Genomic DNA, 17424 nt, shown 5'->3' on the forward strand with positions numbered 1-17424 from the left:
GAATGTAATTAAACTACTGAGATTAAGCAGCATCAATTGCTTCACGAAGTGCTTTTGCTGCAGCAGCAGGATCTTCAGCACCATAGATAGCCGCACCTGCAACCACCACTTTTACGCCGGCTTTAACTACTGCTGTTACATTTTCAATATTTACACCACCCGCAATTGAAACTGGAACGCCCACTCTTGTCGCCTCATCTATTAAAACCTGAATAGAATAACCAGCTGTCCACTGCTCATCTAAACCAGCATGTAGTTCTACAAATTCAACGCCCAGTTCCGTCACTTCTTGTGCTCTTTTTACCCTGTCAGGATAGCCAATAGTGTCTACGACAATACCTTTTCCATGTGCTTTTGCAGCTTTTACTGCGCCTATAATAGTTGCATTTCCAGCTGCGCCCATCACGGTTACTAAATCGGCTCCGGCTTTAAAAGCAATATCAGCTTCCAGTTCGCCTGCATCAGCAGTTTTCAGATCAGCAAAAACCAGTTTATCTGGATGTGCATTTTTCATCGCTGTGATTACGCTTGATCCAATATTTTTGATTAAAGGTGTACCCAATTCTATAATGTCGACATAGGGTACAACTTTCGCCGCTAAAGCCAATGCCTCTTCTGTTGTTAATAAATCGATTGCTACTTGTAATTTTGCCATGATTTGTTTTATAAATGATAAATATGATTTTACTCTAAATTTGAATGGTTCTTCCAAAGCACTTCTGCAGGCTTATTGCTTAATTTCCATAGAGATTGAAAAATGGCATCATTAAGCAATAAAAGAAATTGCTCGAAGAGGCTACCGGCATACTGATTGGAAATTTTCTTGCTATGATCCTGCTTTTCTGCTGCAGGAATAATGACGGTATGAGTTGCCAACTCGGCCAATTTCGATGTTGCGTTTGTAGTTATGGCCACCAGCTTCGCCCCTGCTTCAATCGATTTTTCTGCTGATCTGACAATCGTTTCAGTGGTGCCCGATCCTGACGCAGCTATCAATAAATCTCCTTTGCTGATGGCTGGCGTAGTGGTATCCCCGACATAATAAACGCTAAAACCCAAATGCATCAGGCGCATGGCTGCTGCTCGCATTGCAAAACCTGAACGACCAGCTGCAGTAATGAAGATGTGATTGGCCTGTTGAATTTGATAAATAACTGGGATGATTTGCTCAAGCTCCAGCCGTTTAGCTAGATTTAAATTCTCTTCTATTATCTGGTTCAAATTGGTTTGTAAACTCCATACCAGCTGCTGATTATCTAACGTATCCAATACCTTTATATCTTTTTCCACCTCTTCCATTAATGTCTTAACTTCCATTGCCAATGATTGATTTGTTGTTCAAAGGTAGATTTGACAGCTGCGTATTTGGTTATACTATCAGCCACTATTATGGTACAATCAGGAAATTCTATCCTTTAAAAGTCATAAATAGTTAATGATACCTGTTAAGTTTCCGAATAGTCCTCCATATGTTCCTTATTATCCAACTGCAAAGAAATTAAGTGTTTAACTTTGATGGTGATGAACACAGCAAGCGATTTCAATCTGGAAAAATCAGTTATTTACATTAGAAATCTAAATAACTGCCCACCGAGCTACCTTAACGATCCAAGCCGCAAAGAATTTTTCGAAATCGTATGGCTGAAGAATGAGAATGCCTTACATGCCTTATCGCCCCATTCGGAAATTGACAGCAAGGGCGACTGGATTTATCTTATCCCACCCTATCGGGTTCATCAACTTAACAAAGCAGGGAAGAATGGCGAATTGATATCTTTCAAACGATCTGTGCTTGAGGGAGAGGATAAAGAATTTTTGTTAGATTTATTTAAGATATTTAATGTTCAGGGAGAATTTTCCTGCCTTAGGCTTGATGGAGAAACCGCAAAGGAGTTAGGCGCCATTTATAGCCTGATAGAGAATGAATATCACAAATCAGAAAATAACTTAATCATCATAAAGGCATTACTTAAAGTTTTTATCTTAAAATTAATACAAGTCAAAGAGCACGATTTTACCAGCCAGGATATCAACCAGAAAAGAGTTTATGAATTTTTGATGTTGCTGGAGAGCAATTATCAACAAATTAGGAACACAGATTTTTACGCTGGTAAAATTGGAATCAGTTCGAAGCGCTTAAATCAAATTTTGAAAGATAAGCTGAACAAAACAGGAATGCAAATTATTCATGACCGTATTATTTTGGAAGCGAAAAGGAAAATCATCCATAGCGAACTTACCATTAAAGAAATATCTTATGATCTTGGCTTTTCCGATCGGCCTTATTTTAGCAGATTTTTCAAAAAACAATCCAACCAAACCCCTGAAGAATTTCAAAAACAAGCTAAAAACCATATCGAATCCAAATTTAACACTTTGATTTAGTTCAGCGTTAGGTTATCATTATGTTAAATATCGATCTATCAAAAAACCTTTTTGCTAAACAGCTGTTCAATTAATCTAAAAAGATACACATGAACAATAAGCTAAGAAATGCAATATTACTAGCCACTTTAGGCGTGATCATTATTAGTTATGCGAGTTGCAGTGTTTCTATTCCGCAGGGCGCTAAGGCCGTTAAACCTTTTCAAAAAGATAAATATTTAGGTAGGTGGTACGAAATTGCCAGAATGGATTTTAAGTTTGAAAAAGATTTAAATAATGTAACGGCGACCTATTCGCTTAATGATGATGGAACAATCAAAGTTGATAATAAAGGATACAACTACGTTAAAAAAGAGTGGAAGGAAAGCATAGGCAAGGCAAAATTTGTAAACGAAAACGATGAAGCAAGATTGAAAGTTTCCTTCTTCGGCCCATTTTATGCAGGTTATAACGTAATTGAAATTGATAAAGATTACCAATATGCTTTAGTTGTAGGGAATAACCTGGATTACCTTTGGATTTTATCGCGGACGAAAACGATTCCCGAAAACATCAAACAGGCTTATTTGAAAAAAGCACAGGGTTTAGGTTATCAAACTGCAGATTTGGTCTGGACAAAGCATGATCAATAGCCGACTATCAATCATGCCTTTTTTAGTGGTTTACCTCAATAATATCTAGTTTACCTGATAGTTCGCTTTCATTGGTTAAATCCAACCGTAAAGGCGTGATGGATACAAAATCATGCTCCACAGCCCAGCGATCTGTATTTTCATCGGCTGGCTCGAGTGGCGTTACCGTAATCCAGAAATGCTTTCTACCCATCGGATCCTCACCTGGAACCACTTGTCCATCATAAAGTCTAACGGATTGCCTGGTCCATTTGATATCTATCGGCTTCGGCGGGAAATTTACATTGTAAAGCCTCAAATCATCGTTTTGCAACAGAATTTGAAGTGTTTGCTCTACAAAAGGGTCAATTGCACTAAAATCAGGCTCCGTTTTACCAACTGGTGTACTTAAGGCAATTCCTTTAATGCCTAATAGCACTGCTTGCTTAGCGGCGGCTAAGGTACCCGAATGCCACATGGAGTTACCCAAATTTGGCCCCATATTAATCCCCGATAGCACCACATTGGTATCAGGAAACATGTGCAGGCCCAAGGCGACACAATCGGCAGGAGTTCCATTTACACGAAAGGCATCAACGTTTTCGAATGTTATTGGTGATGATTTGATGGATAACGGCCGCGAGTGTGTAATGGCATGCCCCATTGATGATTGTTCTACATCGGGAGCTACAATCCTTACTGTGCCGAAGCGCTGTGCAATTTTTGCTAAAGCTGCAATCCCCGGACTATAGATACCGTCGTCATTTGTGATGAGAATATTCATGATCAATAGTTAAAATTATGTGCTATACTTTAAAACCTAATTGACAGCGATATTGTTCCAATCAATATGAAAAAGGCAGATAAATTGGTTCGTTTAGTTCATAATCCAACCGCTGGAGAGGGGAAACATTCCAAAACAGAGATTATAAAGATCATGAAATCCTACGGTTACAAGTGTTCTTGTGTGGCCTCGAACAGTAAATCGTTAAAAGATATAGCACCAGAAACCGAGTTTATTGCGATAGCCGGCGGCGATGGTACGATTCGTAAAACGATTATGAATTTGTTAAGCAAAAAGCTAAAATTTAAAAGACCTATTGCTTTGCTTCCTTTCGGTACAGCCAATAATATTGCTACATCATTGGGAATTACTGAAGATGTAGGTAAAAATATTTCTACCTGGGATTCGTATAAACTTCGGAATTTTGATGTGGGCCAGGTGTTAGGTTTGGAAAAAGTAGCTTACTTTATAGAAGCTGTTGGTTTCGGAGTTTTTCCTAAACTGATAGAAACTTTAGAAAACACCAATACCGATCATATCAAATCGGCCGAGGATGAATTTGAACTTGCGCTCGATACCTTACTGAAAATATCACAATCATACCCGGCAATTGCTTGCAGGATAGAAATTGATGATCAAGTAATTGAAAAAGATTGTTTGATGGTAGAAGTGATGAATATTTCCAGATTAGGGCCAAACTTAAAACTTAGTGAAAACGCTGATCCTGGTGATGGTTTCTTTGATGTTGTTATTGTTCCGGTAGAAAAGCGAAAGGTAATGGAGAAATACATTCAGGACATTATTGATGGCAAAAAAAATACCTTCCCAATCAAGCCCATTCAAACCAAAAAACTAAACATTACCTGGAAAGGGTCGGACATTCATATCGATGATGAAATTAAAAATGAGGGCAAGGAAATTAACTTAACAATTTCATTATTGCACAGCCTTTTAGAAGTAATTGTGAATAAAGAGGAGTTAAAGTAAATTTTCTATCCGTATTTATTGTTTAAATAATACATTTACTACATGATCAGATTAAACAGTGAAACGCCTGATGATGTACTCCGGGATGTTAAAATTGGCGATATGGTAACCGATACCTTTAGTAAAACCGGCCTGGTGGAAAGCATTGAGATAGACGACGACGGTTTATACAAAATTTACGAATTTTATCTCGTCACGGGAAGAACAATCATTGTGAAAAAGTAAGTCTTAAAGATATTCCCTTAAACCAACAACCATGTCAATACTTATTCTGCTACTCGGAATTCTGGTTCTCTTTGTATTGATCTTAAAAAAGATTAACCCGATGATTGCCTTATTGGCAGTTGCTATTTTGACTGGTTTGTTCCTGGGCATGCCTGCAGCAAACGTAATGAGTTCGATTACCAGCGGTGTCGGCAGTACGCTGGGCAGCATGGTAATGGTACTTGCCCTTGGTGCTATGATGGGAAAATTAATTGAGGATAGCGGTTCCGCACAAAGAATTGTGTTTATTCTGATTAAAGCTTTTGGCAAAAACAATATCCAATGGGCGGTATTAATTACCGGACTCATGGTCGGCATCCCATTGTTTTACAATGCCGGTTTTGTAGTACTAATTCCTTTGGTTTTCGCCATATCCGCTGCTACAGGTCTTTCGAAGTTATACATCGGCTTACCAATGGCTACTGCTCTTTCGGTAACACATGGCTTTTTACCACCACATCCTGGTCCGGTTGCATTAGCAGGAATTTTCCATGCCGATATAGGCAAAACGCTTATTTACGGCTTAATTTTAGCCTTGCCAATTGCGGCAATTGCTGGTGTTTTTTTTCCGCGATTAATCATTAAAAAAGATCAGCCAATCCTATCCACTTTAGTCATCGAAGAAGGAAAAAATTTACCTTCGGCCGCCAGAAGTTTTATTACTGCACTGCTCCCGGTTTTTTTAATCGTTGCCGGAACCGCTGGAAGCAGTATAAACTTTCCTTACGTTGGGAAAACCTTCTTTGTTTTCCTTGCAGATCCAACGGCGGCTTTATTAATTTCTGTACTAATTACCTTATTTCTTCAACAGAGCAGTATTGAGAAAGCAATGGAATCTTGCGCCGAAGGGGTTAAAAGCATCGCCATGATTATTTTAATTATCGCTGCTGGTGGTGCCTTTAAACAAATCTTAATCGATAGTGGCATGGGCGAAACGGTTAAAACTTTAACTGCAAACCTAAGTCTTTCGCCATTAATCTTAGCCTGGCTAATTACCGCAGCACTTCGGGTTACACTGGGTTCGGCAACTGTAGCTGCACTTACCGCTTCCGGAATGGTTTTGCCGTTAATTGGCCCAAGTGCGCCTCCAGAGTTAATGGTACTTTCGGTTGGCGCCGGCAGTTTAATGTTCTCTCACGTAAACGATACCGGTTTTTGGATGTTTAAAGAATATTTTAATCTCACCTTAAAAGAAACTTTCAGCACCTGGACCATGATGGAAAGCATCGTATCTATTTTAGGCTTGATTGGGGTTTTAGCTTTAAACCAGTTAAACTTTTAGTTATTATTTTTATTAAAAAATTTACTGAAATACATCATTTGGTAAGCAACGGCATTCTCCCAATACTCAAAATTGTGAGCTCCAGGCCGTACTGTAAAATCGTGAGGAATGTTGCGGGCCGTTAGTTTATCATGCAGGGCGACATTAACATCATAGAAAAAATCGTTCCGGCCAACATCAAATATAATGGCCAATTTATTCGGACTTAAAAGATGTGTTAAATTAATTACGGTATTGGCTTCCCAACGTTCAGGAAACTGGTTGTAGGGACCAAGCCTTTTTGCAATATTCCAGTTTTCGGGAAAAGGTCTGATGTCCACTCCTCCGCTCATACTTCCACAGGCACCATAAACATCCTGGTGCCTGAAAGCGAGATATAAACCTCCATGACCGCCCATACTTAAACCTGTTATTGCCCGGCCATTTCTATCTAAAATAGAGCGATATTTCCGATCAACAAATTCGACCAATTCTTTTGAAACATAAGTTTCGTATTGATAGGAAGGGTCGACCGGACTATCGAAATACCAGCTAGTTACTCCTCCATCCGGGCAAACGACCATCATTCCAAAGTTGTCTGCTAATTTTTTAACCGCTTCTTTGTCTTTGGTGTTTAGTAGCCAATCAGAATACTTACCCCCGGCACCGTGTAATAAATATAAAACCGGAAATCGTTTTGATGAAGCTTCATAATTCTGAGGTTTCACAACAACAGCCTTAATGTCCTTATTCATCACGTTGCTGTGAGTAAGCACCGTATCAACAGTTGCTGCAAAACTTAGCTGCGATGATAGTAAAACTATAATTGGTGCAAGGCAATTGAATATTCCTTTTTTCATATCTGAAAGATGATTTTCGACTGAAAGTAGAACATTTTCATCACAAAGCAAAATCACTTAAGCAGCAGCTAACAGATTTATTTTTTCGTAGTCTTTGTTACGTTTACCGCATAACTTAATAAATGGCTATTACCTTCCAAATATTTTGATCTGTATTTTGTGTGAAGACTTTTACTTTGTTTTACTCCATTCACAATCAGGTTAATCTTATCCAAAGAAAATGAAAGTTTTGTGGTATTGGAAATTAATCCATCGTTCAATAACTGAGTGATGATTTTATTTGAATTATCTTTTCCATTCTCAACATGCACACTCACAGTATTTCCTTCACTAACGGTTGAGTGGCCATTAGCTTTTGGTGGAGCGGGCGGCGTAGCGGGTGGAGTAACATTTAATCGAGGCAAAGGCAGTGCTGGTGGCGCTGTTGGAACAGGTGCATTATTTATTCTTGGTGTTTTAGGTGGCTTCGGAGTTCTCGGCACACTACCCATCTTTGCTGGTTTTTGAAAGTCTCTAGAATCCTTTGCTGCCTGTCGGGCATCAATAATCGCCTGTTTAGAATCCTCTTCAGCAACCCTGGCATCGATTACCGCTTGAGCTGCATCTTTCTGCGCTACCTCAGCATCTTTTTTTGCTACCTCAGCATCAATTACAGCCTGCTTTGCGTCAATTACCGCCTGCTTGGCATCGCGTTTTGCTTGTTTAGCAATCTCTTCATAATCAGTCTGATTCTGTTTACCAGATGATTTTTTGGTCGGCTTATTTTTCTCTTTTGCCTTCCTTTCTGCGGCTTTTATTTTCTGCTCAATTTCCTTTTCCAACTGCTCGGCAGATTTATTTTTCTTCGCTGTATCCTGCACCGCTAGAATTGAGTTAGAAATAGTTGCGCTACTTATTGATGCTGCTTTGCCTACATTTTTAAAGGCTGCAGTAAAAATCACAGTGGAAACCAATGCGATGGTTAATATTGTCTTTTCCATTTTGTTTAAAGTTGAATTGGTGTTAAATAACATTCTGCTTGCCCTATGTAGCAGACTACCGTTTTTACCATTTATGCCCATTGCATAAGCAGGTGCACACTGCTTAAACTCCTGACAAAAAATTAAGGCCTTAACATAATCTTTCCTGTCGTTTACACATGAAATGGCCAAATCATCGCAACAATGTTCGCGTTCGGTTTTAATAAGTTGCGATACCCACAATACCGCTGGATTAAAGAAGAATACAATTTCGATAGCACTCTGTAACAAGTTCACCAGATAATCCCTGCGCTTTACGTGTGCCAGTTCATGAGCCAAAATGGCCTCCACCTCTACGGTGCTCAACCCGTTTAGTAAACCTAGAGGGATTAAAATGAGTGGTTTCAAATGGCCAACCACCAACGGCACTTTCACAATTCCCGATTGCAACATCCTTACGTCTTGATTTAAACCAAGTTTACGGGATAGCAAGTCCAAATGTTCATCCCAGGTTTTGCCAGCCGCATAAGTTTGGTTGTTTCTTAAACGATAAATGCTGCTTAAACCAACAAGTAACTGCACACTTTTACCACAAATAATTAAGAACCAAAGCAATACAATTTGATAAGCATATGAATTCCAGATGCTCAAAACCTTATTTAGGTTCGAAAATAAATCAAACTGAATAGCAGCTATAAACTGGCTTTGGCTCGAATTGGCTAAATGAATGGCCACCTCAGTGGTTTGTTTAGCATTTGTATTAGCGGCTTGATGGCTTAGTTCCAGATAGAACGTAAGGGAAATAGCGAAAACGAATAGCAATAAACAGCCAGTAAGCAAATTATAACGAAGCTTTGCACTTGCTTTTCTGGTGGCAAACATAATTGCCCCTGCAATAATGGCCAGCATTACACCCATCCATAAAGAGTGGAATAACATGGTGCCTAAAGCATTTAACCAGTTTTCGGGCAAAAAATCAAAATGTTTAAAATTCATAATTGTGGTTCTTTAGAATTTTTAATATTTATTCCATACCCTCCAATAGCCGTCTAATCTCTTCAATTTCTTCTTTCGAAGTTTTTTTATTGCCTAAAAGTTGCATCATTAATTGCGATGCAGAGCCTTTGTACAAAGTGTTTACAAAACGATCGAGCAGTTGAACTTTAGTTTTTTCTTCGGCCTCCACAGGAATATAAATGTGCTTCATTTGGCTTTCATCACGTTTTAAAATTCCCTTTTCGGTTAAAATTTGCATCTGTTTCAACGTTGACGTATAGTTTACCTCCCTATTCTCGTTCAGTTTTTCGTTTACAAAGCGAACGGTAGAGGGACCGAACTCCCAAAGCACCTGCAGAATTTCTAGTTCAGCTTTGGTTGGTTCTGGCAAATTATGATCAGCTTGATTATTCTTCATAAATTAAAGGTACGATATTTTTCGTACGATACAAATATTACCTTATTTTATATTTTTATGTCGAGTTGAGGGATAATTTATTTTATAAAAAGCAATATGAATAACTTAAACTGTCTTTCCTGGGACGCGGCCTTTTTAGCCAACGAAGTAATCTCAATTGCAAAGTTTCAAAAAACCATGGTCTGTGTCCTCACAGACCATTTTACAGTTTTAATCTGTGGGGACACAGACCGAGGATAATAATCACAACATAGCAGCATAAATTAGGAGCAGTTATAACAATCTTCGCGAGGCATGAAAAATTGATTTCGCAAAACGAAAAGTTAAACGTCAATGGTAGGACGGCGAACTTTAATATTTGTTGTAAATCTATAAGACATTAAAGCAACCAGGAATCCTTTACTACTCTTGCGTCATTCCCGCGAAGGCGGGAATCCTAAAGCGATAACAACTATTAAATACCCATTCGAGCGAAATATTGTTCTTTAAATTAAGCGAACGATTTATCATGAAATGCATGATTCAGGAACAACTATCAGCTGATCTGACCCGAAATCTCTTACTTTAAGGCTTTAATTACGGCAATTAAATCCTCCTCACCATATTCAGCTTCAGCATTTTCGAAAGTTTTCAATGCAGTTTTTGCCAATGGCGAAGAGATACCTTCAGCCCGTGCCAATTTTAAATCCTTAACAATATGCTTCAAAGCAAATGCTGGTTTATAATTTTCAGCAAGAATAGCATCACCCTTTATTTTGGTAAAAACATTACCGATGGCGGCATTGGTAATGAGCTGCAAAAGATCATCGGTTTTAATTCCATTTTGATTGGCAAATAAAACGGTTTCGGCTAAACCTTGCGTATATAAGGCCAGCAGAGAATTAATAGCCAGTTTAGCCTGATTTCCCGCCCCTACTTCTCCAACACGCAGGGTTAACTTACCTAATTTTTGTAGTACGGGTTTGGCCTTCTCGAAAACCTCTTCTTCACCGCCTACCATAATTACCAGCTGCCCGGTTTCTGCCTGCTTAACGCTACCCGAAACAGGCGCATCGAGATAATCATTGCCTTTCAATTTGCATTTATGGCTCATCTGTTTAGAAATACCGGGAGAAACTGTACTCATATTGATGATAATTTTCCCTCTTGCATCTGACGAAAGCAAACCATTTTCACCATCAAAAAGTTGTTCAATTGCCTGATCATCAGAAACCATTACGAATACCATATCTACCATTTTCAGAAGTGCTTGTGGTGTATCAGCAAGGGTAGCGCCCCGTTTTTGCAATTCAATTTCTTTACCCTTGCTCCTATTATAAACTACAACCTGATCAGTTGCATCAATTAGTTGTGTTGCCATCGGGATTCCCATATTACCCAAACCTATCCATCCTATCTTCATGTTATTTTATTTTTAAGTGATTAACAAATTTGGAAAATAAATGGCTCAATAATTAATTTTATGCAAATGATTTGGTTTACAAACAAAACAGAAGCTAATTGTTAAAAACATTTCAATAATCAATATTACCCAAAGCTTAAATTTGCTATATGTTACTTAAAGATTTATATTCTCCAGCCTTTTACGATCGATTGGGCAGTGCTTTATTCGTTTCCATTCCCAATTTCGACAAAGCTCAGTTCATCAAAAATATTTACGTTTCAGATTTTGAATCTAAAGAACTGAAGGAGCGAATGAAACATACTACAAGGGTGTTAAAAGAATTCATGCCTGATGATTATGTAGCAACTATTTCGCTATTAAAAAAAACAATTGAGCAATTGCGAATTGCCGGAATTGGAGAAGATGGACTGGCTTTTATGTTTTTGCCCGATTATTTAGAAACCTATGGAATTGATTATTTTGAAGAATCGGTTGAAGCACTTGAATTTGTTACTCAATTTGTAAGTTGCGAATTTGCTGTTCGCCCTTTTATTTTGAGGTACGAACAAAAAATGATAGAAAAGATGTTGAATTGGTCTTTACATAAAAATCATAAAGTGAGAAGATTGGCCAGCGAAGGAAGCCGACCAAGACTACCTTGGGCCAGGGCAATTCCATTTTTAAAAAAAGATCCAACTTCAATTTTACCAATTTTGAATAACTTAAAACAGGATTCGTCAGAATATGTGAGGAGAAGCGTGGCAAATAGCTTAAATGATATTGCCAAAGATCATCCTGATGTGGTGATAAAGGTAGCGCAAACTTGGACGGGATTAAGCCCCGAAACCGATGCTATAATTAAACATGGTAGCCGAACCCTCTTAAAACAGGGGAATGCCGAAATTTTAAAACATTATGGTCTAAATGATGACGGAATCTTAATAAAAGATTTTAAAATTCTCACACCAGCTATAAAGATTGGCGAAAGTTTAGCTTTTTCTTTCTGCATTAAAAATGAAAATGAAATGGAGAAAAAAATCAGGTTGGAGTACGCCATTTATTATAAAAAGCAAAATGGGCAGAACACAAAAAAAGTGTTTAAAATTTCAGAGCGGGTTTACCCTCCTGAAGCAGAAATAAACATTCTTCGTAAGCAAAAATTCGTACTAATTACCACACGGAAGTTTCATCTGGGCAACCATCAAATTTCAATGATTATTAATGGTGCTGAAAAGGAAATCAGTCATTTCGAATTAATGGCTTAGTTGAGCATCGCTATTAATTCATCCAATAACGGGATTTGTCTATCTTTAATAGCGATAACGGCATCGCTATAGTTGAACCAATTGCCTCGGTCTACTTCTGCAAAACTTTGTTTCTTGCCCGATTTTGGTGGCCATTCCATTTCGAAAGTATTGCTCACCAGCGTCGCAGGATCTAAATCGCCTTCCACTGCCCAACAAAAAACCTTTTTCCCACCCTTTTGAATAATAGGCTGCAGTTCTAAAAAGTTGCCCTTAACCTCTATGCCAACCTCCTCTTCAAATTCTCTTTTTGCAGCCGCAAATAGGTCCTCGCCTTCATCGGGTTCGCCTTTTGGTATCGACCAAACGCCGGCGTCTTTCTTGGCATAAAGCGGTCCACCAGGGTGAATCAAAAAAAACTCTAAAGCTTTATCTTTTATACGAAAAAGAAGTAATCCAGCGCTTAATCTCATTTTCTGAAATAAATAATTGATAAGTAAGCATTACAAAAAATCCACAAATATGTTTTCATTATTTAGCGTGTAAAGTATATAGCTTCAATAATTTTCATGAATTTCAAGTTTTGTGGTTAAAACCAATCCGTTAAGCTTCCTGAAATACATTGTAATAACCTGAGTTCGATTATTATTTATGCATTTTAACACCCCTTGCGATACATTTTCTTATGCAACGTCATTGCGAAGCTGGGCTAAGGGAGCTGAAGCAATCTATCTTGCGAGGAAAGATTGTCCTATAGGGATTGCTTGGTAACTTCGTCTGCTGAAAAAGCCTTCTCGCATGCTTACTGCAGGCAGGCAATGACATAGACAAAAAAAAGAGAATTAATAATCACACTTAGGTTAATCCCACCGTAACACCTTGTAAGCTACATAAATTAGCACATCACAATCATACTTCATTTAAGAATGCAAAATTTTAAGTCGAATAGCGCCCTTTTTTGATTAAAACTATTATATTTAAAACAGTTAATTCGTCCCCATATTGTATTTAAAGATTAGAAGGTTACCGCTTTTTATATTCAAAAACTTTTTTTTTGCTGGAATTTTATTAACCATTTTTTCCTGCAAATATTTCAAATCCGAACCAGAAGACCACAATGAATTTCTGAGCAAATTTATTGCGCAAGCAGAGGTTATCAATAGTGAAAAGGCTTTTCCATATTTAGATTCCGTATTGCGTACAATCGATAATCCTGGTTATGAAGATCGGTACATGGTTGCTTACTTCAAACAGCGTATGTATGTAAGTTTAGCCTCGCATAAAGAAGAGGAAACAAATTTACGGACTGCACTTTTGTATACAGATAGCATGGCTTATTGGCTTGGCCTGTCAAAAGTAAAAGGGAAATATTTAAACCAAACTGCACAATGTTACCTATCTAAAGGTGATGTTCTAGTTAAAATGAAGCATTATTCAGCGGCATATAAAAATTATTTTCAGGCAAAGCAATTATTAAAAAAAATACCAAAAAGCAGGATTAGAGTAAACTTCCGTTTAGCAGATGCGTGTTACAAAAGTGGAAAATACAGGCAGGCGGCGGCATTATATCTTGAAGCTTGCAACGATGAAGTGATAGATAAGGGCGTTTTTATGGGTTTTGTTAACACGCAAATGTATTTAGACAATGCAGGATTAAGTTATGCAAATGCTGGCATGCTTGATAGTGCTAAGTTTTACTATCGGAAAGCGCTGGCCTACATCGATAAAAATGAAGCTACATTTAAATATGAACCTTATTTTATAAAGTGTGCAAGAGCGGTTGTTTACAGTAACCTAGGAGAAATATATTACACCGAATATGATTTACAGAAAGCCGAGTTTTATTTTAAAGAAAGTATACGGTTAAATGCTCCTCCGCGAAATGATCAGTATTACCAGCAACAAACAAAAATGAGCCTTGCAATGCTTTATCTTGATTTAAATGAGATAAAATCTGCCGAAGCCTTGATGCAGGATGTAGCTACTGAAATTCGAAACCCCTTAACCCCTTATCCAAAATTAAAGTGGGATAAACTTCAGCTAGAATATCTAAATCAAACCGGACAAACTAAAAAAGCTAGGCAACTCACGTATATATACATTAAGGAGCTCAACGAAGAAACTAAAGAAAAACTGGAGGTTAAAAACACTGATTTAGGCGCTGAATTTTTTAACCTTCAAAAAGAATATGAAATAAGGTTATTGAAGAAAGACCGTCAGGTTGCTATACTTTATTTAATCATTGCTACAATAGTATCTCTAACAACGCTGGTTATCCTATTCCAACTTTATAAAATTTGGAAGGCCTCTAAAAAAACAAATAGTCATTTAAATATTCTCAATAGCCAACTAAATGATAAAAACTTCGAGTTGGAACAAACACTTTTCGCTTTAAAAGAAAGCCAGGAAGAGAACAGAAAAGTTATGGACTTAATTGCTCATGATTTGCGAAGCCCAATAGGAGCAATCGTAAGCATGGCTGGCTTAATAATGGACAGCACTGATATTAAAGAAGATGATTACAACATGATAAACCTGATCAAAAATACAGGTAAAGATTCTTTAAAATTTATTGATGAGCTACTGAAACTGAAATCTCAGCAAACCAACATCGAAAAGGAAAATGTAGAGCTGAGCACCTTATTGGATTACTGTGTAAATATCACCAAGCACAAAGCGATAGAAAAAGAGCAAATAATAGAATGTGTAAGTGATCCGGTTTACATTAAAATTAATAGAGAAAAAATTTGGCGTGTGATTAGTAATTTAATTACGAATGCTATAAAATTCAGCCCTAATAATACGACAATTAAGCTTCAAACATCCATTGACGAAGATCATGTCCTGATATCGGTTAAAGATGAAGGAATCGGAATTCCTTTAGAACTTAGAGAAGCTATTTTTGAAATCGATGATTCGAGAAAAAATAGAGTCGGTACAACGGGCGAACAATCTTTCGGCCTGGGGCTAATTATTGCTAAACAAATAGTTGAGGAACATGGTGGCAAAATTTTTTTTGAAAACAATAATGATAAAGGCACTACTTTCTTTGTAATGTTACCTAGATAACCACATCAACAAATACCATAACCAGTGGAGGCTAAGATTAGCATCGCATTTTTTTTGGCAAGGCTTTCTGTAGCTAAACTCAAACTATTCGTTAGTTCATTAGAAAGGATGGCTACAGAACTATGGCAGATCATTAGGCCAACTATCCTGCTACAGTTCATAAAGTCAATTATGATTGCATAAAAAAAGTCATCCAGATTGGATGACTTTTCTATGTTCTATTTGTGTTGTTATTGTTTTGTAATCTTAAACTCTGTTCTTCTATTTAACTGGTGATCCGCTTCAGAACATTTTACGCCGTTAGCACATTTGTTGAGCAGTTTAGTTTCACCATATCCTCTTGCAGTAATTCTGTTTTTATCAACTCCACGATCGATAATATATTGAACAGCAGAATTTGCCCTGCTTTGCGAAAGCCATTGATTATACTGATCATTACCTCGGCTATCCGTGTGCGAACCCAACTCAATCCAAATGGTTGGATTGTCTTTCATTATTTTTACCAACTTATCTAATTCAATTGCTGCATCAGGTCTGATATTTGACTTGTCGAAATCATAATAAATATTTTCAATCCTAATGGCTTTTTCCAATTCAATCTTTTCGAGGTATAAATCTTTCTTAATCTCGGTAGATGTGGTGAGGTTATTAGTAGTTAAAGACGCAACATCACTTCTGTAATTCGTTTTATCGCCGGTTAAATTATAATCAGATGATTTATCCAAATTAAATTTAAAGTCACCACTATCATCTGTTTGTACTTTTAATGCTTGCCCATTTATTTTTGTTAGTGTAACAATCGAATTTGCAAGTGGTTGATTAGTGGTTTTGTCGAAAACTTTGCCGGTTAATCTAAACGCTAGAACTTGCTGTTCCATGAAACTGTAAATGTCGTCACTTCCTAAGCCATCTGTTCTGTTTGAACTTAAGTAGCCACTTAATGCCGATGTTTTAATATAGGCAAAATCATCCTGAGGTGAGTTGGTAGGATAGCCTAAATTTTTAGGCTCTATTATTTTCCCTGCAGATAGCTTTGTTTTGTAAATATCAAGTCCACCCATACCAATTCTTCCATCGGTACTGAAATAAAAGTTGTTTTGAGCATCAAAAACTGGCGTACGCTCATTGCCTTCCGTATTAATTTCTTTAAGGTTTACTGGTGTTCCCCAATCGCCGCCATTTGTACGCTGACTTACATAAATGTCGGTGCCACCCATTCCACTAGGCATATTTGATGCAAAATACAAGCTATTGCCATCGCCACTGATAAATGGGTCGCCTAAAGAATATTCATTTACATTGTTGTATTTAAATGGCGTTGGAACAACCCATTTACCGTTTTCATCTTTTTTACTCGAAAAGATTTCTACATTAACAGTTGCCAATTTACCTTTAACAAAAACTGGCTTTTTAGGGATTTTGGTTAAGGTAAAAAACATTTCGTTTCCATCTTTAGTAAAACTTGCCGGCCCAATATGGTAATTGGTATTCGCATCAATAGGAAACATTTTTACACTATCAACCTTTTCATCAGCAGTATACAGCCTCAAATAATGGTTACCTGTCCAACCATAAATAGTACGACCCGGACGCTTTGCACCATCGAATTTTAAGAAAGGACGTTCTCCACTCTGCTTATCTTCGATACTATTTCCACGATCGGAGGCGAATGTAATGGTACCATTGTATACTGATGCACCCCAATCAGATTGTGGGGTATTCATTTTACTTTCATTTTTAATAGTAGTGGCAGTTGGATTTTTCATCCAAACCATAGCCGAATCGCAGCTCGAAAGCCACAAATCTTGCTCCTTCACTGTTAAACTTTTGTTTATTTCAGCATATTTTTTGTATTGAGTTTTTGACTCTGCATACTTAGAATTTTGCTGCAATGCTTTTGCATAAGCTAAAATATTTTCGGCAGTTGTGTTGGGCATTCCGGCAGCAATAGCATACCAACTTTCAGTTTGTTTATAATCGTTTACTAAGGCATAACATTCTCCCAACCGTTCGGCGGTATAAAGTGTCTGTTTCTTTTTATAAGCTTGCTCATAAAGATCAATTGCTTTTTTATAATTAAACAATTGGTATTGGGCATCGGCCTCCTTCAACACATATTGGGCAACAGCTGGCAAATCTGCCAAAATCAATATGGATGCTAGCGTAATGATGTAGTATAATTTCTTCATTTTTTGTTTAATT

16 protein-coding genes are annotated in these 17424 nt (G+C 37.5%); 7 read left to right on the plus strand and 9 right to left on the minus strand.

The genetic code is table 11. The features are described from left to right. Nucleotides 1–22 precede the first annotated feature (22 nt). Nucleotides 23–655, minus strand: a complete 633-nt coding sequence (hxlA, locus tag ACZZZC_RS19740) for a 3-hexulose-6-phosphate synthase (RefSeq protein ID WP_463487981.1) — start codon at nt 653–655, stop codon at nt 23–25. 29 nt (nt 656–684) lie between these two features. Continuing rightward, nucleotides 685–1317 carry a 6-phospho-3-hexuloisomerase gene (gene hxlB, locus ACZZZC_RS19745; protein ID WP_463487982.1) on the minus strand — a complete coding sequence of 211 codons (633 nt, stop codon included), beginning with the start codon at nt 1315–1317 and terminating at the stop codon, nt 685–687. Nucleotides 1318–1521: 204 nt separating this feature from the next. Here hxlB and ACZZZC_RS19750 point away from each other — a divergent pair, with 204 nt between their 5' ends. Together ACZZZC_RS19750 and ACZZZC_RS19755 are read left to right on the plus strand one after the other, a co-directional pair. Then, the gene (locus ACZZZC_RS19750) at nt 1522–2385 is read left to right on the plus strand and encodes an AraC family transcriptional regulator (RefSeq protein ID WP_463487983.1); all 864 of its coding nucleotides are present in this window, start codon (nt 1522–1524) and stop codon (nt 2383–2385) included. 89 nt (nt 2386–2474) lie between these two features. After that, nucleotides 2475–3017, plus strand: coding sequence for a lipocalin family protein (locus ACZZZC_RS19755; RefSeq protein ID WP_463487984.1), 543 nt, complete (start codon nt 2475–2477; stop codon nt 3015–3017). A gap of 22 nt (nt 3018–3039) precedes the next feature. Here ACZZZC_RS19755 and surE read toward each other — a convergent pair whose 3' ends face one another. Continuing rightward, nucleotides 3040–3780 carry a 5'/3'-nucleotidase SurE gene (gene surE / locus ACZZZC_RS19760; protein WP_463483708.1) on the minus strand — a complete coding sequence of 247 codons (741 nt, stop codon included), beginning with the start codon at nt 3778–3780 and terminating at the stop codon, nt 3040–3042. 66 nt (nt 3781–3846) lie between these two features. On the opposite strand from surE, the gene ACZZZC_RS19765 reads away from it, so the two are divergent. The 3 genes from ACZZZC_RS19765 to ACZZZC_RS19775 are packed head-to-tail and all read left to right on the plus strand — an operon-like array spanning nt 3847 to nt 6313. After that, a complete protein-coding gene (locus tag ACZZZC_RS19765; RefSeq protein ID WP_463487985.1) occupies nt 3847–4767 on the plus strand; it encodes a diacylglycerol/lipid kinase family protein in 921 nt (306 codons plus the stop codon). Between the two features lie 42 nt (nt 4768–4809). Further along, entirely contained in the window at nt 4810–4992 is a 183-nt protein-coding gene (locus tag ACZZZC_RS19770; RefSeq protein ID WP_463483710.1) for a hypothetical protein, read from the plus strand. A gap of 31 nt (nt 4993–5023) precedes the next feature. Next, a complete protein-coding gene (locus ACZZZC_RS19775; RefSeq protein WP_463487986.1) occupies nt 5024–6313 on the plus strand; it encodes a GntT/GntP/DsdX family permease in 1290 nt (429 codons plus the stop codon). Here ACZZZC_RS19775 and ACZZZC_RS19780 read toward each other — a convergent pair. The 4 genes from ACZZZC_RS19780 to ACZZZC_RS19795 all read right to left on the minus strand — a co-directional run bounded on the left by ACZZZC_RS19780 (nt 6310) and on the right by ACZZZC_RS19795 (nt 10927). Continuing rightward, entirely contained in the window at nt 6310–7152 is an 843-nt protein-coding gene (locus ACZZZC_RS19780) for an alpha/beta hydrolase (protein ID WP_463487987.1), read from the minus strand. The two genes, ACZZZC_RS19775 and ACZZZC_RS19780, sit on opposite strands and share 4 nt — an antisense overlap. Nucleotides 7153–7229: 77 nt before the next feature. Then, complete coding sequence (locus tag ACZZZC_RS19785; RefSeq protein WP_463487988.1) at nt 7230–9107, minus strand: M56 family metallopeptidase; 1878 nt, start codon at nt 9105–9107, stop codon at nt 7230–7232. A gap of 28 nt (nt 9108–9135) precedes the next feature. Beyond that, nucleotides 9136–9525: a BlaI/MecI/CopY family transcriptional regulator gene (locus ACZZZC_RS19790; protein WP_463487989.1), complete on the minus strand. Its 390-nt coding sequence runs from the start codon at nt 9523–9525 to the stop codon at nt 9136–9138. A 559-nt stretch (nt 9526–10084) separates the two neighbouring features. Next, complete coding sequence (locus ACZZZC_RS19795) at nt 10085–10927, minus strand: NAD(P)-dependent oxidoreductase (protein ID WP_463487990.1); 843 nt, start codon at nt 10925–10927, stop codon at nt 10085–10087. A 149-nt stretch (nt 10928–11076) separates the two neighbouring features. Between ACZZZC_RS19795 and ACZZZC_RS19800 the strand changes: the two genes are divergently transcribed. Beyond that, complete coding sequence (locus ACZZZC_RS19800) at nt 11077–12174, plus strand: DNA alkylation repair protein (RefSeq protein ID WP_463487991.1); 1098 nt, start codon at nt 11077–11079, stop codon at nt 12172–12174. On the opposite strand, the gene ACZZZC_RS19805 is transcribed toward ACZZZC_RS19800, so the two are convergent. Next, entirely contained in the window at nt 12171–12626 is a 456-nt protein-coding gene (locus tag ACZZZC_RS19805) for an NUDIX domain-containing protein (RefSeq protein WP_463487992.1), read from the minus strand. The two genes, ACZZZC_RS19800 and ACZZZC_RS19805, sit on opposite strands and share 4 nt — an antisense overlap. A 529-nt stretch (nt 12627–13155) precedes the next feature. Between ACZZZC_RS19805 and ACZZZC_RS19810 the strand changes: the two genes are divergently transcribed. Further along, on the plus strand, nt 13156–15222 hold the full coding sequence (locus tag ACZZZC_RS19810; RefSeq protein ID WP_463487993.1) for a tetratricopeptide repeat-containing sensor histidine kinase: 2067 nt from the start codon (nt 13156–13158) through the stop codon (nt 15220–15222). Between the two features lie 230 nt (nt 15223–15452). On the opposite strand, the gene ACZZZC_RS19815 is transcribed toward ACZZZC_RS19810, so the two are convergent. Next, nucleotides 15453–17411, minus strand: coding sequence for an OmpA family protein (locus ACZZZC_RS19815; protein WP_463487994.1), 1959 nt, complete (start codon nt 17409–17411; stop codon nt 15453–15455). Between the last annotated feature and the right edge of the window lie 13 nt (nt 17412–17424).

This window comes from Pedobacter sp. AC212, from assembly GCF_979258625.1.